This window comes from Cognatishimia sp. F0-27 (assembly GCF_020667845.1).
In the GTDB taxonomy this organism is placed as follows: Bacteria; Pseudomonadota; Alphaproteobacteria; order Rhodobacterales; family Rhodobacteraceae; genus JAFMPQ01.
Genome location: NZ_JAFMPQ010000031.1, coordinates 1 through 25,018 on the forward strand (window position 1 = coordinate 1; position 25,018 = coordinate 25,018).

Here is a 25,018-nt window from a genome sequence, read left to right on the forward strand (position 1 = left end):
CCTCGTGCAGCCGCCACAGCGCCAAATGGGCGTCTATTTCAGAAAGGACGGCCCGAATATCATCGTCCGCGGACTGTGTTTTCGCCTTTCGACGCTGTGTCACCATTACACGATCCTTACCGCGTGTGTTCACGAAGCGACGCGGGCGCAATCGTCATGCTCGCTCATCCGGAAATGTTGTGCAACACGCGAAACGGTCTCTTCTGGAAACAGCGATGTGCAGAGATCCGTGGGACCGGTATCGTGCCAATCAGGTGGGCGTTTCCCAAAACGCTGCACAGGCACCCTCGGTGTCGAAGCCATGTCGTCGGGCACAGTGGCATATCTCTCAGAAGACGTCATCGGTGCGCTGATCGACTTGTTCATCCTGTCCAGACCACCGGCATCCGTGCGTGGCACCAATCCCCCAGAGATTGTCGCCAACGACGTTCGCGAATGGAACAAGGCCGTTGCTGCCAAGACAGCGTTCGTCGAACCCGGTTTGCGGCCTCGGTCAGGCCGAGATCGGGCGCGCTGAGCAGGTCGTCCTCGAACGCCCGGTCGAATGCCGCCTGTGCTGCGGTGCTCGCCGCTGTCGCCGCGTCTTCGAAACGGTTCTCGATCTCGCCGGGGTCGAGGGCGAGGTCGCGCCCCTGCCGAAGGACCATTCGGCGAGAGCGCGGAGGGGATTTCGTTGCTCCAGAAGCAGCACATTGGTGGCAGAGGTTGGCTGACACGCCTCGGAGATCGGCCAGATGTCGAGCGGCGCGTCGATGGCCTCGGGGCTGGGATCGACGGGATCGCCCTCCGCATTGCCGCTGCCCTCCAAGACGCGCAGCGCCCGCCGGGCCAGCGCCTTCGGGTGTCTCTGTTCGGACCGAAAGCAGATAGTCCCGCTGCAACCGCGCTGTATCGCAATTTCAACAACCCGCTGAAAAGGCGTCTCTTTTCTTAATCTGCCTCGAATTGAATGAAGAGCGGGTGGCAAGAGACGCCGGGCTTTGGGAGACCAATTTCAGGCCAACGGCCAGTCTCCACAAGTCAGGTGCTTTCCTTAAACCCCTTTGAACCAAAAAGAAAAAAGGCCCACGCTGGGGCCTCATCTCGGGGTCGCAATGTGTAGGTGGCGGAAGCTGTGTCTTTATTACAAATGCAATAACTATCTGTTTAAAAATGATTTTTTGTAGAGAATTTGAAATCATACCACAAAAAATACCACTCCATGCGATGCTTCTTGCTAGTTTCTGCACTCAATTAGAGAGGTAAATTTTGCTGCCGTTTGAGCTAAGTCTTCCGGCGCGAGCGGTACGTCATCCAAGCTCAAAGCGGGAGAGACATTATTCTGAGCCAAAAACAGCTTTGCAATCTCGCCGGTGATTGCAAAATTGATATTCTGCGGAAGGTCACCGCCGTTACTCGCTACAGCAAGAGCATCCAGTTTGGACACGACCACGCCAAGAACTTCACCATCTGCCCCCAACAGAGGTCCACCAGAGTTTCCGCTTTGGACGGGCGCTGTGATTTGGAGCGTCTTTGCGTCGCCGAGCAAGCCCCTCAAGGAGGATACGGCACCACGTGTAATATTGAGACCTCCAAGGATCTGCGAATAAGGATACCCCGCCACAGTCACATCCGAATTGAGGCGAGCGGGGCTGGCTGAGAAGACCGCGACTGCCTTGTCGTCGGGGAGCTCGGTTTTTAGGAGCGCCAAATCAAATTCCTGCGACGCATCAACGATCTTTGCTGACATTCCATCCACCAACACAGTGCGACACACATCTACAACATGCGCGTTCGTGAGGACATGACCGTCTTGCGACACAAAAAAGCCCGACCCGGAAGAACTTACGGCTGGCATCCTACTGGGCTCTTTTTCCGACTTAGATTCTGAGTCTGCGTCGTCTCCGGCGGCAAGGGCGATAGTCTTCGTGAGCGTCTCAAGCAGATGCCCATCAAGCGAAATATCAAGGCTTGGACTTTCACCAACCGCGATGCTCGATGTGACCGCCGAGAACACTTTCCGGTCCGCCCTGTCAGCATGAACCATGATAGTAGACCAAAGGCCACCAATGAAATTCGAGCGTGTATATAGGCCCGAACCATCCGCCATTGTTGCCGATGTAACTGCGAAATTTTCCTTCCGAACGGAATATGGCTTAGATGCGAGTGCGTGCACACCGAAAGTGTATTCGTGAAAACTACTTGCGACTTGAGTAGTGTGCCGGCCGACGGATACAGAAAGACTGCTGTTTTGATGTCGGTAGTTTAGCAGTTCGTCACTTGGCGGATCTACGAGGATTGTCTTCAACGGAAGCATCACCGACATGCCGAGTCCATCGAAATGGAACATGTCCCATCCGTCTTTTTCGTATCGTTCAAGAAACGACAGGGCTAGGATAGCTGCGTGCCATTCCTCAGATGGTGCATTAAACTCGGAGCGGGAGTAGTCTTCCATGGCCCGGCGACTTAGCCGCCCCCAGTCACCATCCAACAATCCAAAATAGTGCCCCTCGAAAGCCAATGCTGCCTGCAAATATCGCCGCTCGTTGTACGTGAGACTTCTGACGTCAAAATCTGAGAATAGCGCCGCGTAGTCCTGAGCTGTCCCAGTCCTTGGGAAAGCCGACACAACAGTCAATATCAAACAGAACAGAAGCGATATTGCTTTCATGTATCCACCTCTTGCAGAGCATAGAGTGCCACATCCCGTTGCAATGGCAACGCCTCAAGTATCTTCGTTTTGAAATGGAACTCAACGCCGCTTACTGGTTTTCAACGAGTTGTTCATCCAGAAACCTTGCCACGCGCCTGAGGCTGCGGACTTCCAAGGTCCGAAGGCCATGACGGTAGGAAGGATGATCGACACCGCTTGGAGCGCCTCCATTTGCGCCGTGCAAGCGACACACGGCCCAACCACGCACAGCGGGACACTGGCACCGCTGTCTGGTCCGCTTCGCCATCGCAGAACACCTGGGCGCATTATTGAGCCTATCCGTAGGGTCTATGAGGTTAGTGTCGTTTTTGGTCATCAGCGCCCCCTAGCAAGTGGAAAACTGCGTTAGCAAATAAGTGCGGAGAGCGCCCCGGTTTCCAAGGAGCATCCATGATGAAAAACACGCCCCCCCCCTGTCTCGCGCGTGCGTGTCAGGCTAAATCTCCACGTTGCCGACAATTGCCCGGCCTCCATCTTCGACTGTCACGCGCTCCACACGCACAACCTGCTGCACCTTCGAGCGATACTTCTTGAGAGCCGCCATCTGGGCCAAATACGTACGGCTGAGACGTGTCATGGACCTCTCAAGGCTTTCGCGCGTCTTCACATTGCTATGAAATGAGTGGCGCTTTGCCGCCTCCGTAATCGCGACATGCGTAGCGGTCATCTGTGCCACAAGCATCGCCTCCACCGCATCGCGCGGCTCTATCTCCGCGAACATGGCTGACAACATCGCCGCGCGGTCCTGCGCTTGCCCCCCTAGCCCCTCGATAGCGGTCATGAAAACGCCCTCAGCGGCTTCGCGCGTCTTCATGCCAAGAGCCTCAACCAAGCTGTCTTTGCCCGTCAGACAAACATCAATCGCACCGTCAGTTCCGACTGAAATCGCCGGATGACTGCGGACCGGGCTTGCCTCCTTTGCTGTTGGCTTCTCAACCTTTCCAGCCATGTGCTTTCTCCTTGGAAGAGTGGTAAGTATTAGTGTTCCGAACGAGAACCGTTGCGCTCCCCTTTTTCGACCCTGACGGGTTCTGGTTTGGAACCATGCGGACCGCTTGGGTTTTTGAATGGAACCACTGACGCTTTCTGTTGTACCATATCAGAACCGCGCTTTTCTTTTTCGGGACGATAGTTGCGCCAATCATGCGAGGGTGGCTCCTTGCCCTTCACGCGCTGCACCGGCTTTGTTGTGATGCGCCATTCATGGGCTTGGCGGTGATACCAGTTCCCCTCGCGCTCTAGCACCACCATCCCTTTGTCTTGCAATTCGCGAAAAGCCCTCTGCACCGTGGCTTTCCCAATGCCCAGCGCCTGGGACGCCTCCGCATAGGACAAGCGCAAGGCGGCATTATTGCTTCCGTTGTAGCGGGTATGGAGTTCGAGAAAGACCCGCACCGCAGCACCAGACAAGCTACGCCATGCCGGGCTCTTCAACAGCGCGTAAGGCAGAGGGGCGTATTGCCCCTCCCCCTTCTTTCCGTTGCCGCGCCTACCCATCTGGGCCACCCGCGCAGTTGGCATCAGGTTCGCCCCTGCGCAGCGTCACCAATTCCTCCACCAAACGCTCCGCCGATGGCGGAAAGTCCAGTTTCGTCGGGTCGCAGGTCTTTGCGAGGTGGTAGTGGCCGATGCGCTCCGGTCCGCGATACTCGGTCACAATCGGCCAAGAATAACGATTGCGCAGCGTTTCTACTATGGCGCTTAGACGCCAGCCCTTCACACCCCTAATGACGTCCATATGGTTGAGCGTTTCGCCCATCGCCAAGGCGCGACACGCAAAGTAGATCTGCGTCGGGTTGCTATACCAATGGTCATTCATGCCAGACACTCCCCATATGGAGCGCCAAAGGCTCAATCGAATTGCTGCGTCGGTTCCAGTAGAACCGGGCATCCTTCGGGCTTGCGTCGTAAGACCCCTGTGTGTCATCGTCAGCACGTACCACCGTGGCATTTGATGTCACACGAAAGGCCCCGGCCCCGCGTGCGGAGTTGGGGTTTTTCATTATGCCGCCTCCCCATTTGGGTCAGTGCGCTGGGCGTTGAGATAGGCGTTCAGGTCGGTGCCGTGATAGCCAATTCGGCGCCCGATACGAATGAAGGCCGGTCCGCGATTACGATGACGCCATTGCGCAAGCTTTTCAATGCTGCCGAAGAGGCGCATTTCGGGATCTTCAGGGAAGAAGATTCGGTCATCCTCTAGGATGTGTTTTGGTGTTTGTTGGTCATTTGCCATCTGCAAAACCTCTCTTGGCGTTGGTTGCGATGGCTTTGAATTATGGGCAACTTTCGCTGCCAGTCATCAAGGATGTTCCGGCGCTTAAGCGATTGCCAAGTTCTGGAAAACGCCTAAGCGGTTTTTTTGAATACCGCCCGATATCTTCCTGAGAACCTGCGATCTGATCTAAGTTCAACTTCATAATCAAATCGGGTCTTAGGCGTCTTGGGAACATCTTCCCGAGCTTTCTCTAGGTTCTCCCAAGCCTGCTCTAGGACGCGCTCCTCCGATATTAGAGGAACAATTTCTTCCAATCGCTCAATTTCTACCATCAACGCTTCGAGGCGCGACATCCGCTTGTTTTTAGAGTTGGCTCCACCTGCCAATCCCGCCAACCGTCGATTTTCAGCGGCGGCTTGAGCTAAGTCTTCGGCTCCATGGTAGATAGCTTCAAGTTGGCGGACAGAATACCCGACTGTATATTTGTCTTCAGTGCAATACTCGAAAAACCAAATCTGCGCGGCCAAATATGCAAGAGACGACTTGGCGTAGTGATGCAAGCAATATTCAAATATCGCCGCCACATCCCAATTATCACCAAAACACTCCTTCAGCCATTCGATATTTTCATTCCCAGACCAACTCAGAACGTGACATCGAGCTTTGTAGTTTTCATCAATGACATCGGCACCTTGCAACGCCTCAAATACTATTGGCCAATAGTTATCATCTCCAGCTGAAAGCAATAATTCCGCACCCATTGGACCAGCTTCCGAAAATCGAAAAGGCACGGCCCATCGATCATCATGTTTATCTAACCTTTGAAAATGTGCCTTAGCGTCATTTGCTTCATTCCAATCGGCAAAATACCAAACAGCTGTGCGCTCCGAGTCAAGGCCCGTTCTAAACCGAACGAAAAGAGTCCAATAAGAGTCTCCTTCTGCGAGCTTTTCACCGTTCGGCCTTTCCCGATTAAAGAACTCCAAGTCGAGAGCAAGAGGCGCGCCAAATTTGGTCTCTATCAGTTTCACCTTTACGGCTCTGGTTCGCCGATTGGGCTTTGTCCACTTGCCTTCATCCAAGGCTATTCGCCCCCCTGCAACTTACCATTTTATCCCACCACTCCATCAAATCCCGCCGCCGCTCCAACAAATCCGACCGCGCATAAGCTCGCTCCACCTCAGACCCAATTTGATGCGCCAAAGCCGCCTCAGCGACCTCACGCGGCGCGCCCGCTTCTTCCGCCGCCCAATCGCGAAAACTGCTGCGAAACCCGTGCACCGTGTAATCGCCGCGCCCCATCCGGCGCATGAGCATAAGCATCGACATATTCGACAACGGCTTGTGCCGTTTCTGCCCTTCGAAGACGTACTCGGACGCCATCGCCCCCATCGGCTCCAGAATGCGCAGCATTTCGTCGGTCAGCGGCACGCGATGCACCACGCCGGTTTTCATCCGTTCCGCCGGAATGGTCCAAAGACGCGCTTCCAGATCCACCTCCGGCCAAGTCATGCCAAGCACCTCGGACGTGCGGCACGCGCTCAGAATGGTGAATTGCAGCGCCTTTGCCGCTGTCGCCGTGCGCCCCTCAAGTTCAGCATAGAAGGCGGGAACCTCTCGCCACGGCATCGCGTCGTGATGCACTACCTTGGCTTTGACCTTGGGCAGAACCCCGGCCTCCTTTACCGCTGTGACCGGGTTTTCCCCTTCGCGGAAGCCTTGAGACTTGCCAACATCCAGAACCGTCTTGAGACGTTGTGCCAGTCTGCGCGCAGTTTCATGCTTTTCGGTCCAGATTGGTGACAAACACATCAACACCTCTGGCGTTCCGATGCTGTCGACCGGCATTCGCCCAATCTTTGGAAAGGCATAATCGCGCAGCGTGTTGAGCCATTGTTGGCCGTGTTTGGGGTTCTTCCAAGTCGGCAGGCGGTCAATATGAACCTGCCGCGCCAGCTCTTCGAACGTGGGCACCTCACGCTTGGCATTGAAGCGCGGGTTCAGTCCCGACTTTGCCATGCGCCGATACTCTAGCGCCCTCTCCCGCGCTTGATTGAGCGTGACGACATCCGCGCCCCCCAATCCAAAATCCGTTCGCAGTGGCGCGCCCTTGCGGTTCTTCTGCCCTTTCACGGTGACACGCACGACCCAACGCCGCGCGCCTGACGGATCTACAACCAGATAAAGCCCGGCGCCGTCACCATGCCGCCCTGCACCAAGGTTCTCCACCAAACGCTTCGTCAGCTTGCCGCCCAGCGCCGCCATCATACCACCCTTCATACCACGCAAGGGAAGCATACAGGTATAACCGAATGAAAGCCAGACAAAGCTACGGCAAACAAAAAGCCCCGCGTTTACAGGTCTTTGGGACAGCTTCTGACATTGGATCAAAGTGGGAAAAATGTCGGGGTGGCGGAGGCTGTGGGATTCGAACCCACGGGACGCTCTCACGCCCAACGGTTTTCAAGACCGCCGCATTCGACCACTCTGCCAAACCTCCGGTGCGTCCCGAATATCGCCGCGGGTGTGATTCTGAAAGCGCCGTCAAGGGAAAATCTTCCATTGTTGCACCTGCAGGCTTTTCAGGCGGGGCGGGACAGGGTATCGTTTCAAGGAACGAACCGAAAGTGTTCGGCTGAGGCAGCGTACCCGGGGCGCCTTTTATGCCCCCAACCTATCAAGCGGGCCACTGATTGCCCGTCAAAACATGACGTGAGGGCCGTACCCTCGCGCAGGCAGAGGCGAGAGCAAGACAATGACAAGCCGCATTCCCGTTTCGCGCAGCAAAACGTTGCGCATCTCCGTTCTGTTCACTGCACTTCTGGGCCTCACGGCCTGTGCCGAGGGGGAGCTTCCGGCCTTTTTGCAGGCCACCGGCTCAAGCGGCAACGGCGAGGTTGTCGCTCGCGGTGCCGGCGGTGCCAGTGGCGGCGACGTCACCACCATCGAACGCGATGTGGAGGCGCCGGAGATCTTCGAGGCCAAGGAAGCCGGTCTGTGGGACGGGCGCCCCTCGCTGGGCGGTGTCTGGGTGGCCCATCCCGATGTGGAAGAACCCGAGCGGGTGCTGATCCGCAACGAAACCAATGGACAATTCGTGATTGGCGCGCTGTTCAAGCGCGAGCGCCAGTCACCCGGTCCACGCCTGCAGGTCTCTTCGGATGCTGCAGAGGCGATCGGCATGCTGGCTGGCGCGCCAACCAATCTGCATGTCGTCGCCTTGCGCCGGGAAGACGTGGCCGAAACCCCTGAGCCGATGGCCGAACCCGCCGCAAGCGAGACGGTTGCCGCAGCCCCCGAGGTTGTGGAGGGCACGCTCGACCCGATCGCCACCGGCGCGGCCGCCGCACTGGACAAGGCGATGATCGACGCGGCGACCCCGGCGCCCGCGGCCGTGCCTGCCGCAAAACCGGCAGCGCGCGAGGTTGCCGCGGCGACGGCGCCCAAGCCCGCGCCAAAGCCCGCCACGCAGGCACTGGCCAAGCCCTTCATCCAGATCGGGATTTTCAGCATCGAGCAGAACGCCCGCAACACCGCCACCGCGATGCGGCAGGACGGCATGGTGCCCACCGTCAAGAAACACAAATCCAACGGCAAGACCTTCTGGCGCGTGGTGGTCGGACCGGCGCAAAGCAAATCCGAGCTGAACACCCTGCTCGGCAAGATCCGCAGCACAGGCTTCACCGACGCCTACGCCGTCAGCGGCTGATCCGAACCGGGCGGCAGGCGCCTCAGCCTGCCCCCCTGCACCGCCGCGAGCGCCGGTCACACGCTGCCCCGCGCGTCATGCGCGGCCGCGCGCTGAAACCCGCGCAGTCGGGATGACAGGGCCGCCACTTTCGGCAATACACTGGGAACAACGCGACTCGTTCGCCCGTCCAGACAGGAGCGCACCCGGATGCTGACCCGCCTGCCCCGAACCCTGCTTGCCGCTGCCGCGGCGCTCGCCCTCTTGGGCGGCCAAGCCCACGCTTTCGACACCCGCGCCAAGGCCGCCTTCGTGCTGGATCAGACCACGGGCACCGTGCTCCTTGCCAAGGATGCCGACACCCCCCTGCCGCCGGCCTCCATGTCCAAGCTGATGACGCTCTACATGGCCTTCGAAGCGGTCCGCGATGGGCGGCTGAAGATGGACGAAGAGCTCCGCGTCAGCCAGGCCGCCATGGACTACGGCGGCTCCACGCTTTTCCTGCGCGCCGGCGAGCGCGTCTCGGTGGAGGACCTGATCCGCGGGATCATCGTGCTTTCGGGCAACGACGCCTGCGTCGTGATCGCCGAAGCCCTCAGCCCCGACGGCACCGAGCTGGGCTTTTCGCGCATGATGACCCAGCGCGCCCAGCAGATGGGGCTGACCAACTCGGTGTTCAAGAATTCCAACGGCTGGCCGCAGGAAGGGCATGTCATGTCCATGCGCGACCTCGCGCTGCTGGCGCGCCGCCTGATCGAGGACTTCCCCGAATATTATCCGATGTTCGCCGAAAAAGAGTTCCTCTTCGATCCGCAGGAAAGCCAGAACCGCTTCAACCGGAACCCCATCCTCGGGCTCGGCATCGGCGCGGACGGGCTCAAGACCGGTCACACGCAGGAAGCCGGCTACGGTCTCGTCGGATCCGCCAAACAGGGCGACCGGCGTGTGATCTTTGCCATCACCGGGCTCGACACCACCCGCGCCCGCGCCGAAGAAAGCGAGAGCATCGTCAACTGGGCCTTCCGCCAGTTCGCCGAACAGCAGATCGTCACCGCCGGCACCACCATCGCCGAGGCCGATATCTTTCTTGGCCAGTCGGACACGGTGGGGCTTGTCGCCAAGGATGACCTGACCCTTTTGTTGCCGGTGGCGCGCCCCGAGGGGCTCAAGGCCGAGGTGGTCTATACCGGCCCGATCGAGGCCCCCATCACCGAGGGTCAGCGGCTGGCCGAACTCATCATCCAGCCGGAGGGGCTGGAGGAAACACGCGTGCCGCTCTACGCCGCCGAAGCGGTGCAGGCCGGGGGCTTTCTCGACCGCATGGCCGTGGTCAGCCGGGCCGTTCTCGCGCGCATCGCCGACCGAACCGAGGGGGCGATGTGACATCCCGTGCGTCCCCGGGTCCTGGGCTCTTCATCAGCTTCGAGGGCATTGACGGCTCCGGCAAGTCGACACAGGCCCGGCGGCTCTCCGAGACGCTGATCCAGGCAGGGTATGACGTCGTGCTCACACGCGAACCCGGGGGCAGCGCCGGTGCGGAGGAAATCCGCGCGCTGGTGCTTCAGGGTGATCCGGACCGCTGGTCGGCCGAAACCGAACTGTTGCTCTTTACGGCGGCGCGCCGGGACCATCTCGAACGGGTGATCCAACCCGCGCTGGACGCCGGGCGCGTGGTGATCTGTGACCGCTTTGCCGACAGCACACGCATGTATCAGGGAAGCTCTCGCGGCGATCTGCGCGACACGGTGGATGCGCTGCACGCGCTGATGATCGGCGTGGAACCCGACCTGACCATCCTCGTGGACATGGATCCCGCCGCCGCGCTCGGCCGCGCCAAGGCGCGCGCCACCGATGAAGAGCGCTTCGAGGATTTCGGCCTGCCGCTGCAACAGGCGATGCGCGCCGGTTTCCTCGCGCTCGCCAAGGCGAACCCCGACCGTTTCGTGGTGATCGACGGCAACCGCAACGCCGATACCGTGGCCGCCGATGTGACCGCGGCGGCCCTGTCACGGCTGGAACAGGTGTCCGCCGCGCAATGACACGCACCATTCCCGAAACCGCCCTGCCCCCCGAGCCGGATCGCGTGCCCGGCGCGCCGCATCCCCGTGAAACCCCGCAGCTCTTCGGGCAGGCACAGGCCGAGGCGGATTTTCTTACGGCCTACACGTCCGGGCGCCTGCATCATGGCTGGTTGCTGACCGGGCCACAGGGCGTCGGCAAGGCAACCCTCGCGTGGCGGATCGCGCGGTTTCTTCTGGCCACCCCGCCCGTCGCGGAAGACGGGCTGTTCGGCGCGCCACCGGCGCCCGATACGCTTGACATCGACCCGGAGCACCCGGTGGCGCGCCGCATGGCCGCGTTGTCGGAACCGGGCCTGTTCCTCGTGCGCCGGGGCGGTGCCGGCAGCACCGAGAATGACCGCGCCAAGGCATTGGCGGAAGGGCGTTTCGCTGCCGAGATCCGCGTCTCCGAGGTGCGCAAACTGAACCACTTCTTCTCTATGTCCGCCGCCGATGGCGGACGCCGCGTGGTGATCGTGGATGCCGCCGACGAGCTGAATACACAGGCCGCCAACGCGATCCTCAAGATGCTGGAGGAGCCGCCCGCGCGCACGACGCTGCTGCTTGTCAGCCACCAGCCTGCCCGGCTTCTGCCGACAATCCGCTCCCGCTGCCGCGCGCTGCGCCTGTCGCCGCTCGGGGCGCAGGAAATGGCCGCCGCGCTCGACCAGGCGGGCATGCGCATGGACCCGGCCGAAGCCGCGGCGCTGACAGAGCTCTCCGGTGGCTCGATCGGGGCCGCAATCCGGCTCGGAGCGCAGAACGGCCTGGCGCTTTACGGCGATCTTCTCGGGATTCTGGGAAGCCTGCCCGATCTCGACCGTCCGCGCCTTCTGGCGCTCTCGGAAAGCTGTGCCGGCAAAGGCAAGGAAGACCGGCTCTCGCTCTGTCTGTCTCTGGCCGATACGCTTACCGCGCGGCTGGCGCGGACCGGGGTGATGCGCCTTCCGCCGGAGGTCAACGTGGCACGCGGCGAGAAGGACGTGCTGCGCCGTCTGGCACCCGACCCCGCCGCCGGTCGCGCCTGGGCGGACATTGCGCAAAAAGCCTCCGACCGCGCCCGCCACGCCCGCGCGGTCAATGTCGATCCCGCAAGCCTTGTCACCGATCTTTTGCTGACCCTCGCCGGAGCCTATCGCGGCTGAGCGCGCCGCGCGTCACCGCACCGGCCCGGACGCGCCCGGCGTCCCGATGCGCATCTGTCCGCCACGCGACAAGACAAGCGCCGCGCAGCCAATCGCCGAAGCCACTCGCCTCCCCCTGACCGGGACCCTCCGAGGACGGCACGGCCTGCTCCAACCGGGGCCGCGCCCATGTGGCAACCGGGGCCGCGCCCCAGCAAGTCACCGTGCAAGACGCAACACTGGTCGCGCACGCGGTCCCGTTCCGCCCCCTGCCCGGCTTGCACGCGAACCCGATAGCCCCAACTCGCATCAGCCCGCAGCACAGCGGGCAAGGGCCGCGCAGCCAATCGCCAAGGCCCGCCGCCTCCCCTGACCGGGAACCTCCGACGATGGCGCGACCTGCTCCAACCGGGGGCCGGGCCCATGTGCCAGCCGCGGGCAGCACCCATGTGCCAACCGGGGCCGCGCCCATTTTCCCACCGGGGGCCGCGCCCATGTTTCAACCGCGGGTCGCGCCCATGCTCCAACCGCGGGCCGTGCCCATGTGCCAACCGGGGGCCGCGCCCAAGCGAGTCACCATGCAGACCGCAACAACGGTCACGCGTGCACGGCCCCGTTTCGCTCTGTCGACCAAGGGGGGTGAAACCCGCGACGGCTCAGACCACCCCGCCCGAGATCAGCCGGTCCGCCAGCCGTGCGTAAGCCTCGGCCATCGGTCCGTCGCCCAGTGCCACAGGTGTGCCGCCATCGCCTCCGAGCCGGGTGTCGAGGTCGATCGGCAATTGCGCCAGAAGCGGCACGCCGATCTTGTCGGCCTCCGCCGCAACCCCGCCATGGCCAAAAATATGGCTGTCCTTGCCGCAATGCGGGCAGGTGAACACCGCCATGTTCTCGATCAACCCAAGGACCGGTGTGTTGAGCGTGGCAAAGGCGTCCAGCGCCTTGCGCGCATCGAGCAGCGCCACGTCCTGCGGAGTGGACACCACGATGGCGCCCTTCACCTGTGACTTCTGGCACAACGAGAGCTGCACATCCCCGGTCCCGGGCGGCAAATCGACAAGCAGAACATCAAGCTCGCCCCATGCGACCTGCATCAGCATCTGTTGCAGGGCGCCCATGAGCATCGGCCCGCGCCAGACCACGGCCTTGTCCTCGGCCAGCATCGAGCCGATCGACATCACCGTCACGCCATGCGCCGTGAGCGGCAGGATCGTCTTGCCGTCTGGGCTCGCAGGCCGCGCCGTCAGGCCAAACATGCGCGGTTGCGACGGGCCGTGAATATCCGCGTCAAGCAGCCCGACGCGCTTGCCCGCCCGCGCCAACGCCACCGCAAGGTTCGACGACACGGTTGATTTGCCAACGCCGCCCTTGCCGGATCCGATCGCGATCAGGCTCTTGACCCCCGGCGGCATCATCGCGCCGTCGGCCTGCGGCTTTGCATGGCCCCCAACCTTGAGCGAGGGCGGCGCCTTGGGGGCCGCATGGGCCGTCAGGGCCGCGCTCACCGATTGCACCCCCGGCACCGCCGCCACCGCCGCCTCTGCCGCACGCCGCAGCGGCTCCATCTGGCGCGCGATCTCCGGGCTGGGTGCCTCGATGACAAAGCGGACCGCCCCGCCCTCCACGTGCAACGCCCGAATCATGTCGCGGCTCACGAGATCGCCGCCATCGGGCAGTGCCAGGCGCGCCAGCGCCGAACGTATTGCTGGTTCCAAATCCGCCATGCCTCTTCTCCCATCACAGTCGCTGCATTAACTGGCGTGTGCGGAGCGGCGATACAAGAATATGAGACAAACATTTGCAAAGTCGGTCACGGCGCCTCGAAATCAAGCATTCGAAACATGCGTTTTCTGCATAGCAGCATTGTTCGTGTGGCCATTGTGCAGTTGCAGCATTAGCGCCATCTTGAGGGCAACGAAACGAGCGACGCACCAAACGCGACGCAAACAAGTTGAAGCAGAAGACTATGGCATACGCATCGAACACAACCCGCTACGCACCGGCCCTGTCCTCCGACAAGGCGTCGAGCCTCATCGCCAGCCTCCGCGACCGTTGGGCCCGCTACACGCTCTACCGCCGGACCCTGGCCGAGCTGAACGGGCTCTCCAACAGAGAGTTGGCCGATCTGGGCCTGAGCCGCGCAGGCCTGCGCAGCGTGGCATACGAAGCCGTCTACGGCGCATGACAAGATTTGCAGATCGGATCCTCCTCCTCCCTGATCCCTCTGCAAGACGGCAGCAAAACCCGCTCCTCCCTGGGTGCGCTGCCAAGACGACGGAGCAGATGCTCCCATGATGACGGATCCTGCCGCCTCCCTGGCGGGACTGTGATCGACTAAAGCGATGGCCCCTCTCCTCCTCCCTTGAGGGGTCATCGCCCCCAATTCCGGTCCGCTTCGCGCCTTTGCGCCCAGCATGACCAAATCGCCGCACCGGCCCGGACAACGGGCAACGCGGCACACAGGTTTTGATCAGACCCACCTCCTCCCAGGGGCCTCTGATCAGATCGGTGGCAGGCCCCTCCTCCTCCCTTGGGGTTTGTCGCTCACGAACCGGTCCACCCTGCACCCTCCCGCGGGCAACGGACTGGCTGGCGACGGCGATCCTCCTCCTCCCTTGGGTCCGCCGTCGCCCAAATTCCTCCCCTCGCTCCCGCCATCACGACAAACCGCGCCGCACGGCACGCGCGCCAACAGAGCGTCGCCTCCCATGCGGGCGCGCCCGACGAGCCAATGCGCGCCGGACAAGGCCCCTGCGCGCGGCGCGCCCCCCAACGCCCCAAGGGAGCCATCGCCGCAGGCGCGTCGCCGGTGCACCGGGCACAGCCCTCTTCCATTCCGCGCCCCTGCCCGGTAACACCGCGCCAAGGAACCGGCACAGGAGCGGCCTCATGTCCCTCGACAAAACCTTCGACGCAAAAACCGCAGAGCCCCGCATCACCGCGCAATGGCTCGAAACCGGCGCTTTCCGCGCAGGCGCCAACCGTTCGCGTGACGAAAGCTTCACCGTGATGATCCCGCCACCCAATGTGACGGGGGCCCTGCATGTGGGCCATGCGTTCAACAACACGCTTCAGGACATCCTCGTGCGCTGGCACCGGATGCGCGGCTTCGACACGCTGTGGCAGCCGGGCCAGGACCACGCCGGTATCGCAACCCAGCTTCAGGTCGAAAAGAAGCTGATGGCCGAAGAGGGAAAGCGCCGCACGGACCTCTCGCGCGCCGAATTTCTCGACCGGGTCTGGGCCTGGAAAGGGGAATATGGCGGCACAATCATCAACCAGCTGCAACGGCTGGGATGTTCCTGCGACTGGGAGCGCAACGCCTTCACCATGGCCGGCGCGCCCGGCGATCCCCGCACCGGCCACGAGAATTCTCCGAATTTCCATGACGCGGTGATCAAGGTCTTTGTCGATATGTACGAAAAGGGCCTGATCTATCGCGGCAAGCGGTTGGTCAACTGGGATCCGCATTTCGAGACCGCCATCTCTGATCTGGAAGTCGAGAATATCGAGACGCCGGGCCATATGTGGCACTTCAAATACCCGCTCGCGGGTGGTGCCACCTACACCTATGTGGAAAAGGACGAAGACGGCAACATCACGCTTGAGGAAGAGCGTGATTACATCTCCATCGCCACCACCCGCCCCGAAACCATGCTCGGGGACGGCGCGGTTGCGGTGAACCCCAAGGACGAGCGCTACGCACCGATTGTCGGCAAGTTCTGCGAGATCCCCGTCGGCCCGAAAGAGCACCGACGCCTGATCCCGATCATCACCGATCCCTACCCCGATATGGATTTCGGCTCGGGCGCGGTAAAGATCACCGGCGCGCATGATTTCAACGACTATGAGGTGGCCAAGCGCGGCGGCATCCCGCTCTATCGTCTGATGGACACGACGGGTGCGATGCGCGACGACGGCGCGCCCTATGCCGAAGCGGCGGCGATTGCGCGCGCGGTGGCACTGCGCGAGCGGGAGTTGACCGAATCCGAATGTGACCAGATCAACCTCGTGCCCGATCACCTGCGCGGGCTGGACCGGTTCGAGGCGCGCAAGCGCGTGGTCGAAGAGATCACCGCCGAGGGCCTTGCGGTGATGACCACCTCCGATGACCCGCGCCTTGGCTTGCCCGCAAAGAAGAAGAAAGGCGAGGCGGACACGCAAGAGTCCGAAGAGCCGCTGCGCGTGCCGCTGGTCGAAGCCAAACCGATCATGCAGCCCTTCGGCGACCGGTCCAAGGTTGTCATCGAGCCGATGCTGACAGATCAATGGTTCGTCGATGCCGAAAAGGTTGTCGGCCCCGCGCTCGACGCGGTGCGCAACGGCGACATCACCATCATGCCGGACTCGGGCGAAAAGACCTATTACCACTGGCTTGAAAACATCGAGCCATGGTGCATCTCGCGCCAGCTCTGGTGGGGCCACCAGATCCCGGTCTGGTATTACCCCGGCCCCGAAGGCGAGCCCTATCACGTCTGTGCCGCCAACGAGGCCGACGCGCTGGAACAGATCGGGTATCACTTCCCCGACGGCACCGATTTCCGCGTTGTCGAGTCGATCCACGAGGCGGTCGACCTGCTCGGTGAGGATCTGCACAACCTGCATGTGCGCAACGAAGGCGCGATCCGGCAGCCCACCGGGCCGGTCATCGTGCCCGTGTGGCGCGACCCCGACGTGCTCGACACGTGGTTCTCCTCCGGCCTCTGGCCTATCGGAACGCTGGGCTGGCCCGAAGAGACCGACGAGCTCAAGCGCTTTTTCCCGACCTCCGTGCTCGTGACCGGTTTCGACATCCTGTTCTTCTGGGTCGCCCGGATGATCATGATGCAACTGGCCGTGACCGGCGAGAAGCCGTTCCACACCGTCTACCTGCACCAGCTCGTCCGCGACGAGAAGGGCAAGAAGATGTCCAAGACCACCGGCAACGTCATCGACCCGCTGGAGATCGTCGACGAATACGGTGCCGACGCGCTGCGCTTCACCAACGCTTCCATGGCGTCCATCGGTGGCGTGCTGAAACTGTCGGTGGACCGGATCGCGGGCTATCGCAATTTCGGCACCAAGCTCTGGAATGCCTGCCGCTTTGCCGAGATGAACGGTGTCTTCGATGCGCATGAGATGTGCATGGATTGTGCATATGTTGTGCATGCCGATCAAACCGTGAACAGATGGATCATCGGTGAGACGGTTCAGGTCCGCGAAACCGTCGATCAGGCGCTTGCCGATTATCGCTTCAATGACGCGGCATCGGCGCTTTATGCCTTTGTCTGGGGCAAGGTCTGCGACTGGTATCTGGAGTTTTCCAAGCCGCTCTTTGACGCGCAAGACCCTGAAATCGTTTCAGAAACCCGGGCGACCATGGCTTGGGTTCTGGATCAGTGCATGATCCTGCTGCATCCCTTCATGCCCTTTGTCACCGAAGAGCTCTGGGGCCGCCTCGGCACCCGCGCCAAAATGCTCGTGCACACCGATTGGCCGACCTATCAAGCCTCTGGAAACGTTGACGAAAAAGCCAATACCGAGATGCGCTGGGTGATCGGCGTGATCGAAGGCGTGCGCTCCGCGCGCGCCCAGATGCGCGTTCCCGCAGGCCTTTACGTCCCGATGCTCGTGACCGAAATCGGCCCCGACGAACGCGCCGCCTGGGAGCGCAACGAGGCGCTTCTCAAGCGCCTTGCGCGGATCGAAAGCCTTGAAAGCGTTGACGAATTTCCAAAGGGCTGCATCACCGTCCCCGTCGGCGGCGCGACATTTGGCATGCCGCTTGCCGATATCATCGACGTCGATGCCGAGAAAGCCCGCCTCGAAAAGGCCATGGGCAAGCTCGCCAAGGAAATCAATGGCTTGAAGGGACGCTTGAGCAATCCGAAATTCGCAGAAAGCGCCCCGCCTGAGGTGGTCGAAGAAGCCAAGGCCAACCTCGCCGCCCGCGAAGAGGAAGACGCCAAACTCCGCGAAGCGCTGACCCGCCTCGCCGAAATCGGATAAGGCACGTACAGGCCGAGGGCCAGAGAGTTCAGCCGCCTCACAACCCGTGACCACATGGTGAGGATCACGGTATGACTCGGGGGCGGGTCGCCCCCAGATCGCGTTATTGCTGGGGACGACCCGCCATCCCACCAGCCCCGCCACACCAGTTGTTTGCCAATGTTGTGTGCCCCTTTGGGGCGACACCCCAGCACAGCTGGGAGGCCAGCCGCCAGACCCCATCGCAGCTGGGGGGCCAGTCCCCCAGACCCCATCGCAGCTGGGGGTCCCAGCCCCCCAGACCACAGCACAGCTGGGGGGCCAGCCCCCCAGACCACAGCACAGCTGGGGGGCCAGCCCCCCAGACCCCCCGGGATATTTTCAGCCCAAAGAAACCAGCGCCGGTGTCATCCGGATCAGCGTCGGTCGCCCGGCTTCAAGCGCATCTGACAGCGCCCGTGCAAGCGCCTGCAGCGTCTCCGGCGTGCAGGCCTTGGCTCCGTAAGCCTCTGCCAAAGCGATAAAATCCGGATTGCGCGCCACAACGGCATTGGGCGCGATCTGCGCGCGGATCATCGCGTCCTTGATCTCGCCGAGCTCGGCATTGTCCCATACGAGAATCGGCAGCGACAGGCCCAGTTCCACCGCCGTTCCGAGCTCGGGCAGGGTGTATTGCAGACCGTAGTCGCCGAGAATGGCGACCGTCGGCAGGCCCGGTCGCGCCACCGCTCCACCAATCGCCGCAGGCAAGGCGTAGCCCAGCGTGCCAAACCCGTACGGGTGATGCCAATGCCCCGGGCGCGGCATGTCCCAGATTTCCTTGGCGGCATAGGCGAACTGAGTCATGTCGGAATAGATCATCGCATCATCCGGCAATGCATCGCGCAAGACATCACAGATCTCGGGAATGCCCGGACGCTCTGCGGCAACCGCTGCACGCCATACGTCACGCCGGGCGACAATCTGCTGTGCGGACCACGCCGGAGCGCGGTTGTCTATGCGCGCCGCAATGGCCACCGTCACGGCCTGCAGCAACGCGCCCGCGTCGCCCTGCACCACAAGGTCGTCCGGCGCATGACCGCTCAGCATCGCGGGATCGATGTCAATGCGCAGCATCGCAGACCGGTGTCCCAGATCCGTCCGCCAGAGGTCGCATTCCGACAGTTCGGAGCCCACAACAATCACAAGATCCGCCTCTGCGATCACATCGGCGCTGTCGGGCCGGGCGAGGAAGGAACCAAAGAGCAAAGGATGATCCGGTGGCACGAGGCCGCGCCCGGCATAGGTTGTAAACGCGGCCGCGCCGGTTTGATCCAGCAGTCTCGGGATCGCCGATGCCGCTCCCCTCGCGCCGCCGCCAAAAATAAACAGCGGCCTGTGCGCCGCCAACAGCCGGTCCACCACTGCCCGGATCTGCGAGTCCGATGGCCGGGGTGGGTCCGCCTTCGGGGGTGCGGCCGGAAATACCGGCGCTGGCGCGCCCAAGGCGGCGATCGGCACGTGCAACGCCCTTGGTCGTGGCCTTCCCGAAGCGACCTCGCCAAAGGCACGGTCCACGAGGCTGTAGGCCGCATCAGGCGTCAGCGCGGTTTCAGACCACGCGCAGACCGTCTCTGCCGCCGCGCGTTGATCTTTCATCTGGTGCAGCTGGCCCTTGCGCGCCGCTGTTTCGTCCAGACAGGATGCGATGGCCAGAACCGGCACACTGTCCGAATAGGCCTGCCCCAGCGCCGTGGTCGAATTCAGAAGACCCGGGCCCGTGATCAGGTAGCACACGCCCATCGCTCCGCTGGCGCGCGCATAGCCATCCGCCATGAACCCCGCCCCCTGTTCGTGACGCGCCAGAACATGGGTCAGCCCGGCCTCCTCAAGCCCACGATACATCTCGATATTGTGCACACCGGGAATGCCAAAAACCACGGAAACACCGCGCGATTTGAGCATATGGGAAATCTGGGCGCCCAGCGGGCGGTGCGTTGCGGACATCATTCTCTCCAGAAACGCGGGGTGAACAGCGCAAGAACAGCCAGAAGCTCAAGGCGCCCGGCCAGCATCGCAAAGGACATGATCCATTTCGCGGTGTCGTTGAGTCCGGCGAAATTCCCCGAGGGGCCGATTTCCGGCCCGAGCCCGGGACCGATATTGGCAATCGCTGTCGCCGCACCCGAGACCGACGTGATGAAATCCAGCCCGGTCAGCGACAGCGCAACCGACAGCACACCGAGGCTGACCACGAACACCACAAAGAACGAGATCACGGAACTAAGCAACAAGTCGTCAATCGGACGCCCGTCATAGCGCGGGATAAACACCCCATGCGGTGAGCGGATCCGCTTGAGCTGCACCTTGATCGAGGCAAACAGCAACTGATAGCGGAAAACCTTGACCGAGCAGGAAGTCGATCCCGCGCAGCCGCCGATCAGCCCGACAAAGAAGAAGGCAAGCACCGCAAACGGGCCCCAGCCGCTGTAATCCTCGGAAGCGTAGCCCGTGCCTGTGAGGATCGACACCATGTTGAACAACACCCGACGCAGCGCCGGTTCCAGCGCAACATCCGCCGACACCACCCGCCACAACAGCATGAAGAGCACCAGCACAAGCGCCGTGAGCAGGAACCCGCGGATCTGCCGGTCGTCGAACACCGCGCGCAGTTCCCGCGTGGCCGACAGTTGCACGTAGCGGACAAAGGGCAAGGCCGCGAGGATCATGAACACCACCGCGACGTATTCCACCGCCGGGCCGAACGCGCCAAAGGACGCGTCGTAATTGGCAAAACCGCCCGTCGCCAGGGTCGTCATCGCGTGCACCGTGGCGTCAAAGGTGTTCATCCCCGCAAGGATATAGGCCCCCGCACAGGCCAGCGTGAGCGAGACATAGATCGTCGAGATCGACGAGGAAATCTGGGTGGCGCGCGGAAGGATCTTGCCGAATGTGTCAAAGCTCTCGGTCTTGAAGATCTGCATACCGCCAACGCGCAGTTCGGGCAGGAAGACCATCGCCACAACGATGATCCCGATGCCGCCGAGCCATTGCAGCAGGCCACGCCACAACAGGAGCCCTTTGGGCAGGTCTTCGAGCCCGGAAAACACGGTGCTTCCGGTGGTGGTCAGCCCCGACATCGCCTCGAAGAACGCGTCGGTATAGCTTGCCTCGGTGGCGCCAAGCACGAAGGGCAAGGCGCCAAAGATCGGCAGGGCAACCCAGACCCCCGTGGTCAGCAGGAAGGTCTGCTGGATCGTCAGCCCCTCTTGCACGGCATTGGAACAGGCCAGGGCGATCAACCCGCCGCAGAACATGGTAATGATGGCCGACTCCAGAAAGACCGGCCATTGGCCGCGCCCTTCTGCGAGGTCGACAAGCATGGGCAGCAACATCGTCGCGCCAAGGCACGCGACCAGCAAACCGATAACATAAGCGACGGGGCGGATGTCGTACATGGGTGCAGCGTTGGCGGCGCAGGCCGCGATAGTCAAGCGCTCACCAAGCAGCGATGCGCGCTCCGGGCGGGAGTGACGACCCCGCGCCACGGGCGGTGCGCGGCCAGGCCGGCACACCATGCGCGCCCTGCGCGGACAGCCACAAAAAAGGGCGGAGACGGAGTGGCTCCGGCCCGCCCTTTCAAAGCAACATGGCGTCGGGCGTCAGCCCACGTGGAACAATGTCGAAAACAACTTCGGGTCGACGCTGTCGGACGCGAACGTGTCGCCTTCCGCGAGGATCGACACGGCGTCATGGCTGTGCAGGCTTTCCTGATGGCTGGCCACGACGCGATAATCGCCGATCCGGGCATCGCCCTGACAGACATCGGCAAAGAGCCGGGCAGCGTCTTCGACAAAGATCGGATTGGCCGCGTTCAACTCTGCAAACGCCTGCTCGTCCTCACGCTTGACCATGACCTGCGTTTCGGTCGGAACGGCGACGCGACACATCTCGATGAGATCCTCGAACCACAGAACCGCGTCACCCGTAAGCTCAACCGATAGACGCGCGACGGATCGCTGCGAATGCGGCGTGGCCAGCTGGCCCCGCTCCCGGCGCGCATGCTCGCTCAACTCGAGCGAACACGGGCAGGTCGAGCTGTAGACGTAATCGAGATGCATGATCTTGCGGCGCACCCCATCCCGCTCCACCAGTTCCAGCGCGATGTCGTAATACTGGTATCCAGCGAGCCCCGAGCGCAGGCTGTCAACCTTGAGCGGGAAACGGAATGCCATGGAAATCCGTGCGTCAAAGCTTTCAAGGTCGCTCTTGTAGTCGTCCAGTGCGGCCTCGATCACCTCGAAGCTGAAGGTCTTGTCGGAATGCGCATAGAAGCTGCGCATGATCCGGGACATGTTGATGCCTTTCTTGTCCGCCTCAAGGCTGACGGTGCCCGTCACGCTGGTTTCAAGGGTCACATCGCCATTGTCGCGTGTGTGATACTGGATCGGCAGGCGGAAATTGGAAATCCCCACATGCTGGATCGCGCGGTTTGCTCCCTTGATGAGGCTTGAGGGGCCGTTCTGAAGATCAGGCAGCGTGCTCTTGTAACCCGGATCGACGGAAAATCCCTCGGGATAGACGCGCTTGAGCGCCGGGTAGGGCTCCGGATCGGCGTCGGGCGTGAGCCGCACCAGCGCCGGGTCAAGCTCTGCAATCTCCGCGTCATGAGCCTTGCCAGTCCAGCGGCGCAGCAGCGCAAGCGCCTCTTCGGCCTCTTCGCGGCTGGGTTTGCGGTCGATCTCGGGCGTATGGATATTCATCAGGGTGGTCCCCTCACCAGTAGTGCGTGGATCTAACGTAGGTACGAAAGCCGCCAAATCCATTCTCGCAAAGTAATACGCCCCACAACGGGAAATAGATTAAACTTCGCTCACCTTTTCTCAGACCGCCTCCAGAGCGCCGAGCACATCGGCCACAAGATCACGCGGATCCTCGATCCCGACGGAAAGGCGGATCAGCCCGTCCGTGATGCCAAGCGCGCTGCGCTGCGCGTCGGAAAGCCGTTGATGCGTGGTTGTCGCCGGGTGGGTTGCGATGGATTTCGCGTCGCCGAGATTGTTGGAGATGATCACCATCTCCAGCGCGTTGAGGAAGCGGAACGCGGCCGCTTTCCCGCCGATGATGTCAAAGGCAATCATCGTGCCGCCACAGCCCATCTGCTGCTCCGCCAGCGCGTGCTGCGCATGGCTGGGCAATCCCGGATAGATCGTGCGGCACAGCTTGTCATGCCCATCAAGCGCCGCGGCAAGCGCCTCGGCGGCCTCGGTCTGCGCCCTCACGCGCAGATCGACCGTTTCAAGACCCTTGAGCATGACCCACGCGTTGAACGGGCTCATCGAGCCGCCGGTATGCTTCATGTAGGGCTCGACCACGCCGCGGATATGCTCGCGCGTGCCAAGGATCACGCCACCAAGGCAGCGCCCCTGCCCATCCACATGTTTGGTCGTGGAATAGATCACGAGATCCGCGCCCTGTTCGATCGCGCGGGAGTAAACAGGGGTTGAAAACACGTTGTCGATGACGACCAGAGCGCCTGCCGCATGGGCGATGCGTGCCACTGCCGCAATATCCACAAGCTCCAGCGTCGGGTTCGACATCGATTCGAAAAATACCGCCTTTGTGTCAGGACGCACCGCTGCCTGCCACTGGTCGAGATCCGCACCATCCACAAAGGTCACCTCCACACCGTAGCGCGTCAGCACCTCTTCGAGGATATAGAGACAGGAGCCAAACAACGCCCTCGCGGAGACCACGTGATCGCCGGCCTTGAGCATCGACGCCAGCGCGCCGTTCACCGACGCCATGCCGGACGCGCAGGCAAACCCGTCTTCGGCCCCCTCCAGAAGCGCCATGCGCTCTTCGAACATGGCGACTGTGGGATTGCCGTAGCGCGCATAGATGAATTCATCTTCGCCCGCCTTTAGAAAACGCGCCTCAGCCGCCTCTGCCGTCTCGTAGACAAACCCCTGCGTGAGGAAAATCGCCTCGCTGACCTCGCCCCATTGGCTGCGCTTGGTGCCGCCATGGACAAGATTGGTGCGCGCTCTGCGCGCCTGCCCTGCCGCCCTGTCTTTAATCGTCATTTCCGTCTCTCCTTCGCGTGCGGGCAACCCCGCGCGCGCAACAAAAAAGCTCCCACCGCGGTCAAGCGAAAGGAGCCCTTCGTCCGACCTTTTAGCGGCATGTTTAACGTGGCCCGCAATCCGGTAACAAATCGCCACATTCTTCGGATACGCCTGTTGCGCGACCATTTCAAGAGCGTCACGCAGACGTAACGAAAGCTTCACCAATCGGTCGCAGCCTATAGGCATACCACGCGCAACCGGAAGAAAGGCGGAGCGGACCCATGCCAATGATCGCAATCGAAGCAACCAGCGGCACGCCCCGTCTGCATGGCCAGGCGACGGGATTGGGTCAGGCATTGCACCGCGCGTTGCGCGCTGACCCCGGTCCGATCACGGTCATGATCCACGGCTACAAGTATCAGCCCGGCAATCCCGACCACTGCCCCTTCAATGCGATTCTCGCGCTCAGCCCGGAGCGCGTCGGCAAGCGGATTGTGAGCTGGCCCAAACGGCTCGGCTTGCGCGGCCAGTATGGCGAGGGGCTCGGCATCGCTTTCGGCTGGCAGGCGCGCGGCAGCGTGTGGCGCGCCTATGACGAGGCCCACACCGCGGGCACCGTGCTGGGGGAGTTGCTTCACCGGTTGCACAAAATGGCTCCGGACCGCCCGGTGCGGCTTGTCGCGCATTCCATGGGCGCGCGCGTGGCGCTTCGCGCGCTGTGTCTTGCGCCGCAACGCCAAACAAGCACCGTGATTCTGATGGCCGCTGCCGAATATGCCCACGCGGCGGAGACGGCCCTCCACAGTCCGGGCGGGCGTGGATGCCAGGTGCTCAACGTCACATCGCGGGAAAACGACCTGTTTGATTTCATGCTCGAACGCACGGTGCGTGCGCCGCGGCGCGGCGACCCGGTGCTGGGCCGTGTTGTACAGGATCCGACCCGCCTGCCCGGGCTGACCACGCTTCAGATTGACCACCCCGAAACGCTCGACGTGCTGCGCCGGGCCGGCTACCCGCTGGCCTTGCCCGAACGCCGGATCTGTCACTGGTCGCCCTATCTGCGTGTCGGGATCTTTCCCCTGTATCGCGCGGTTCTGGCCGGGCGGCTTGATCCGGCCACCCTTGCCCCCCATCTGCCCGACCGGACAGAGTCGCGTTGGTCGCGCTTTTCGCCAAGGCCGATTTGGCCCGCAAATCGGGCTTTCCCCGCGAATCGTGTCTGACA

20 protein-coding genes, 1 tRNA gene, 1 pseudogene and 1 riboswitch are annotated in these 25,018 nt (G+C 62.2%); of the genes and pseudogenes, 8 read left to right on the forward strand and 14 right to left on the reverse strand.

Going from position 1 to position 25,018, the window contains the following annotated elements:
• Positions 1 to 328 precede the first annotated feature (328 nt).
• Positions 329 to 481: pseudogene (locus J1C49_RS15720) on the forward strand (IS3 family transposase); the annotation flags it as partial.
• 735 nt (positions 482 to 1,216) lie between these two features.
• On the opposite strand, the gene J1C49_RS15725 reads toward J1C49_RS15720, so the two are convergent.
• From J1C49_RS15725 to J1C49_RS15765, 9 genes are all read right to left on the reverse strand, one after another.
• Positions 1,217 to 2,650 carry a S1C family serine protease gene (locus tag J1C49_RS15725; protein ID WP_227446792.1) on the reverse strand — a complete coding sequence of 478 codons (1,434 nt, stop codon included), beginning with the start codon at positions 2,648 to 2,650 and terminating at the stop codon, positions 1,217 to 1,219.
• A gap of 478 nt (positions 2,651 to 3,128) precedes the next feature.
• Positions 3,129 to 3,641: a hypothetical protein gene (locus tag J1C49_RS15730; RefSeq protein ID WP_227446793.1), complete on the reverse strand. Its 513-nt coding sequence runs from the start codon at positions 3,639 to 3,641 to the stop codon at positions 3,129 to 3,131.
• Positions 3,642 to 3,670: 29 nt separating this feature from the next.
• Entirely contained in the window at positions 3,671 to 4,213 is a 543-nt protein-coding gene (locus tag J1C49_RS15735; RefSeq protein ID WP_227446794.1) for a helix-turn-helix domain-containing protein, read from the reverse strand.
• The gene (locus J1C49_RS15740) at positions 4,182 to 4,511 is read right to left on the reverse strand and encodes a hypothetical protein (protein ID WP_227446795.1); all 330 of its coding nucleotides are present in this window, start codon (positions 4,509 to 4,511) and stop codon (positions 4,182 to 4,184) included. The genes J1C49_RS15735 and J1C49_RS15740 overlap by 32 nt, the downstream gene beginning before the upstream one ends.
• On the reverse strand, positions 4,504 to 4,695 hold the full coding sequence (locus J1C49_RS15745; RefSeq protein ID WP_227446796.1) for a hypothetical protein: 192 nt from the start codon (positions 4,693 to 4,695) through the stop codon (positions 4,504 to 4,506). Before J1C49_RS15745 ends, J1C49_RS15740 begins: the two co-directional genes overlap by 8 nt.
• The gene (locus J1C49_RS15750; protein ID WP_227446797.1) at positions 4,695 to 4,925 is read right to left on the reverse strand and encodes a MerR family transcriptional regulator; all 231 of its coding nucleotides are present in this window, start codon (positions 4,923 to 4,925) and stop codon (positions 4,695 to 4,697) included. The genes J1C49_RS15745 and J1C49_RS15750 overlap by 1 nt, the downstream gene beginning before the upstream one ends.
• A 113-nt stretch (positions 4,926 to 5,038) precedes the next feature.
• A complete protein-coding gene (locus tag J1C49_RS15755; RefSeq protein WP_227446798.1) occupies positions 5,039 to 5,938 on the reverse strand; it encodes a hypothetical protein in 900 nt (299 codons plus the stop codon).
• Between the two features lie 43 nt (positions 5,939 to 5,981).
• The gene (locus J1C49_RS15760) at positions 5,982 to 7,175 is read right to left on the reverse strand and encodes a site-specific integrase (protein WP_227446799.1); all 1,194 of its coding nucleotides are present in this window, start codon (positions 7,173 to 7,175) and stop codon (positions 5,982 to 5,984) included.
• A gap of 142 nt (positions 7,176 to 7,317) precedes the next feature.
• Positions 7,318 to 7,407, reverse strand: a tRNA-Ser gene (locus J1C49_RS15765).
• A gap of 255 nt (positions 7,408 to 7,662) precedes the next feature.
• Here J1C49_RS15765 and J1C49_RS15770 point away from each other — a divergent pair.
• From J1C49_RS15770 to J1C49_RS15785, 4 genes are all read left to right on the forward strand, one after another.
• Positions 7,663 to 8,616, forward strand: a complete 954-nt coding sequence (locus J1C49_RS15770) for an SPOR domain-containing protein (RefSeq protein ID WP_227446800.1) — start codon at positions 7,663 to 7,665, stop codon at positions 8,614 to 8,616.
• Positions 8,617 to 8,805: 189 nt separating this feature from the next.
• Positions 8,806 to 9,978, forward strand: coding sequence for a D-alanyl-D-alanine carboxypeptidase family protein (locus tag J1C49_RS15775; RefSeq protein WP_227446801.1), 1,173 nt, complete (start codon positions 8,806 to 8,808; stop codon positions 9,976 to 9,978).
• Positions 9,975 to 10,634: a dTMP kinase gene (tmk, locus tag J1C49_RS15780; protein WP_227446802.1), complete on the forward strand. Its 660-nt coding sequence runs from the start codon at positions 9,975 to 9,977 to the stop codon at positions 10,632 to 10,634. Before J1C49_RS15775 ends, tmk begins: the two co-directional genes overlap by 4 nt.
• Positions 10,631 to 11,800, forward strand: coding sequence for a DNA polymerase III subunit delta' (locus tag J1C49_RS15785; RefSeq protein ID WP_227446803.1), 1,170 nt, complete (start codon positions 10,631 to 10,633; stop codon positions 11,798 to 11,800). Before tmk ends, J1C49_RS15785 begins: the two co-directional genes overlap by 4 nt.
• Positions 11,801 to 12,435: 635 nt before the next feature.
• On the opposite strand, the gene J1C49_RS15790 is transcribed toward J1C49_RS15785, so the two are convergent.
• Positions 12,436 to 13,503, reverse strand: a complete 1,068-nt coding sequence (locus J1C49_RS15790; RefSeq protein WP_227446804.1) for an Mrp/NBP35 family ATP-binding protein — start codon at positions 13,501 to 13,503, stop codon at positions 12,436 to 12,438.
• A gap of 242 nt (positions 13,504 to 13,745) precedes the next feature.
• On the opposite strand from J1C49_RS15790, the gene J1C49_RS15795 reads away from it, so the two are divergent.
• Positions 13,746 to 13,964: a DUF1127 domain-containing protein gene (locus tag J1C49_RS15795; protein ID WP_227446805.1), complete on the forward strand. Its 219-nt coding sequence runs from the start codon at positions 13,746 to 13,748 to the stop codon at positions 13,962 to 13,964.
• Between the two features lie 704 nt (positions 13,965 to 14,668).
• Positions 14,669 to 17,767 carry a valine--tRNA ligase gene (locus J1C49_RS15800; protein WP_227446806.1) on the forward strand — a complete coding sequence of 1,033 codons (3,099 nt, stop codon included), beginning with the start codon at positions 14,669 to 14,671 and terminating at the stop codon, positions 17,765 to 17,767.
• 360 nt (positions 17,768 to 18,127) lie between these two features.
• Here J1C49_RS15800 and J1C49_RS15805 read toward each other — a convergent pair whose 3' ends face one another.
• From J1C49_RS15805 to metZ, 4 genes are all read right to left on the reverse strand, one after another.
• Positions 18,128 to 19,732, reverse strand: a complete 1,605-nt coding sequence (locus J1C49_RS15805) for a 5-guanidino-2-oxopentanoate decarboxylase (RefSeq protein ID WP_227446807.1) — start codon at positions 19,730 to 19,732, stop codon at positions 18,128 to 18,130.
• Positions 19,732 to 21,183: a TrkH family potassium uptake protein gene (locus tag J1C49_RS15810; protein ID WP_227446808.1), complete on the reverse strand. Its 1,452-nt coding sequence runs from the start codon at positions 21,181 to 21,183 to the stop codon at positions 19,732 to 19,734. The genes J1C49_RS15805 and J1C49_RS15810 overlap by 1 nt, the downstream gene beginning before the upstream one ends.
• Positions 21,184 to 21,387: 204 nt before the next feature.
• On the reverse strand, positions 21,388 to 22,488 hold the full coding sequence (gene folE2, locus J1C49_RS15815) for a GTP cyclohydrolase FolE2 (protein WP_227446809.1): 1,101 nt from the start codon (positions 22,486 to 22,488) through the stop codon (positions 21,388 to 21,390).
• A gap of 120 nt (positions 22,489 to 22,608) precedes the next feature.
• On the reverse strand, positions 22,609 to 23,811 hold the full coding sequence (metZ, locus tag J1C49_RS15820; RefSeq protein WP_227446810.1) for an O-succinylhomoserine sulfhydrylase: 1,203 nt from the start codon (positions 23,809 to 23,811) through the stop codon (positions 22,609 to 22,611).
• Positions 23,812 to 23,882: 71 nt separating this feature from the next.
• A riboswitch (SAM riboswitch) is annotated at positions 23,883 to 23,959 on the reverse strand.
• Between the two features lie 115 nt (positions 23,960 to 24,074).
• Between metZ and J1C49_RS15825 the strand changes: the two genes are divergently transcribed.
• Positions 24,075 to 25,016, forward strand: a complete 942-nt coding sequence (locus J1C49_RS15825; RefSeq protein ID WP_227446811.1) for an alpha/beta hydrolase — start codon at positions 24,075 to 24,077, stop codon at positions 25,014 to 25,016.
• Positions 25,017 to 25,018 lie beyond the last annotated feature (2 nt).

Bases quoted from the DNA above. Each gene is read 5' to 3' on its own strand.
- J1C49_RS15775 (WP_227446801.1), top strand. From the start codon at position 8,806: ATGCTGACCCGCCTGCCCCGAACCCTGCTTGCCGCTGCCGCGGCGCTC.
- folE2 (WP_227446809.1), bottom strand. From the start codon at position 22,488: ATGAATATCCATACGCCCGAGATCGACCGCAAACCCAGCCGCGAAGAG.
- metZ (WP_227446810.1), bottom strand. From the start codon at position 23,811: ATGACGATTAAAGACAGGGCGGCAGGGCAGGCGCGCAGAGCGCGCACC.
- J1C49_RS15770 (WP_227446800.1), top strand. From the start codon at position 7,663: ATGACAAGCCGCATTCCCGTTTCGCGCAGCAAAACGTTGCGCATCTCC.
- J1C49_RS15800 (WP_227446806.1), top strand. From the start codon at position 14,669: ATGTCCCTCGACAAAACCTTCGACGCAAAAACCGCAGAGCCCCGCATC.
- J1C49_RS15750 (WP_227446797.1), bottom strand. From the start codon at position 4,925: ATGGCAAATGACCAACAAACACCAAAACACATCCTAGAGGATGACCGA.
- J1C49_RS15785 (WP_227446803.1), top strand. From the start codon at position 10,631: ATGACACGCACCATTCCCGAAACCGCCCTGCCCCCCGAGCCGGATCGC.
- J1C49_RS15730 (WP_227446793.1), bottom strand. From the start codon at position 3,641: ATGGCTGGAAAGGTTGAGAAGCCAACAGCAAAGGAGGCAAGCCCGGTC.
- J1C49_RS15795 (WP_227446805.1), top strand. From the start codon at position 13,746: ATGGCATACGCATCGAACACAACCCGCTACGCACCGGCCCTGTCCTCC.
- J1C49_RS15725 (WP_227446792.1), bottom strand. From the start codon at position 2,650: ATGAAAGCAATATCGCTTCTGTTCTGTTTGATATTGACTGTTGTGTCG.
- J1C49_RS15745 (WP_227446796.1), bottom strand. From the start codon at position 4,695: ATGAAAAACCCCAACTCCGCACGCGGGGCCGGGGCCTTTCGTGTGACA.
- J1C49_RS15740 (WP_227446795.1), bottom strand. From the start codon at position 4,511: ATGAATGACCATTGGTATAGCAACCCGACGCAGATCTACTTTGCGTGT.
- J1C49_RS15790 (WP_227446804.1), bottom strand. From the start codon at position 13,503: ATGGCGGATTTGGAACCAGCAATACGTTCGGCGCTGGCGCGCCTGGCA.
- J1C49_RS15810 (WP_227446808.1), bottom strand. From the start codon at position 21,183: ATGTACGACATCCGCCCCGTCGCTTATGTTATCGGTTTGCTGGTCGCG.
- J1C49_RS15825 (WP_227446811.1), top strand. From the start codon at position 24,075: ATGCCAATGATCGCAATCGAAGCAACCAGCGGCACGCCCCGTCTGCAT.
- J1C49_RS15805 (WP_227446807.1), bottom strand. From the start codon at position 19,732: ATGTCCGCAACGCACCGCCCGCTGGGCGCCCAGATTTCCCATATGCTC.
- J1C49_RS15735 (WP_227446794.1), bottom strand. From the start codon at position 4,213: ATGCCAACTGCGCGGGTGGCCCAGATGGGTAGGCGCGGCAACGGAAAG.
- J1C49_RS15760 (WP_227446799.1), bottom strand. From the start codon at position 7,175: ATGATGGCGGCGCTGGGCGGCAAGCTGACGAAGCGTTTGGTGGAGAAC.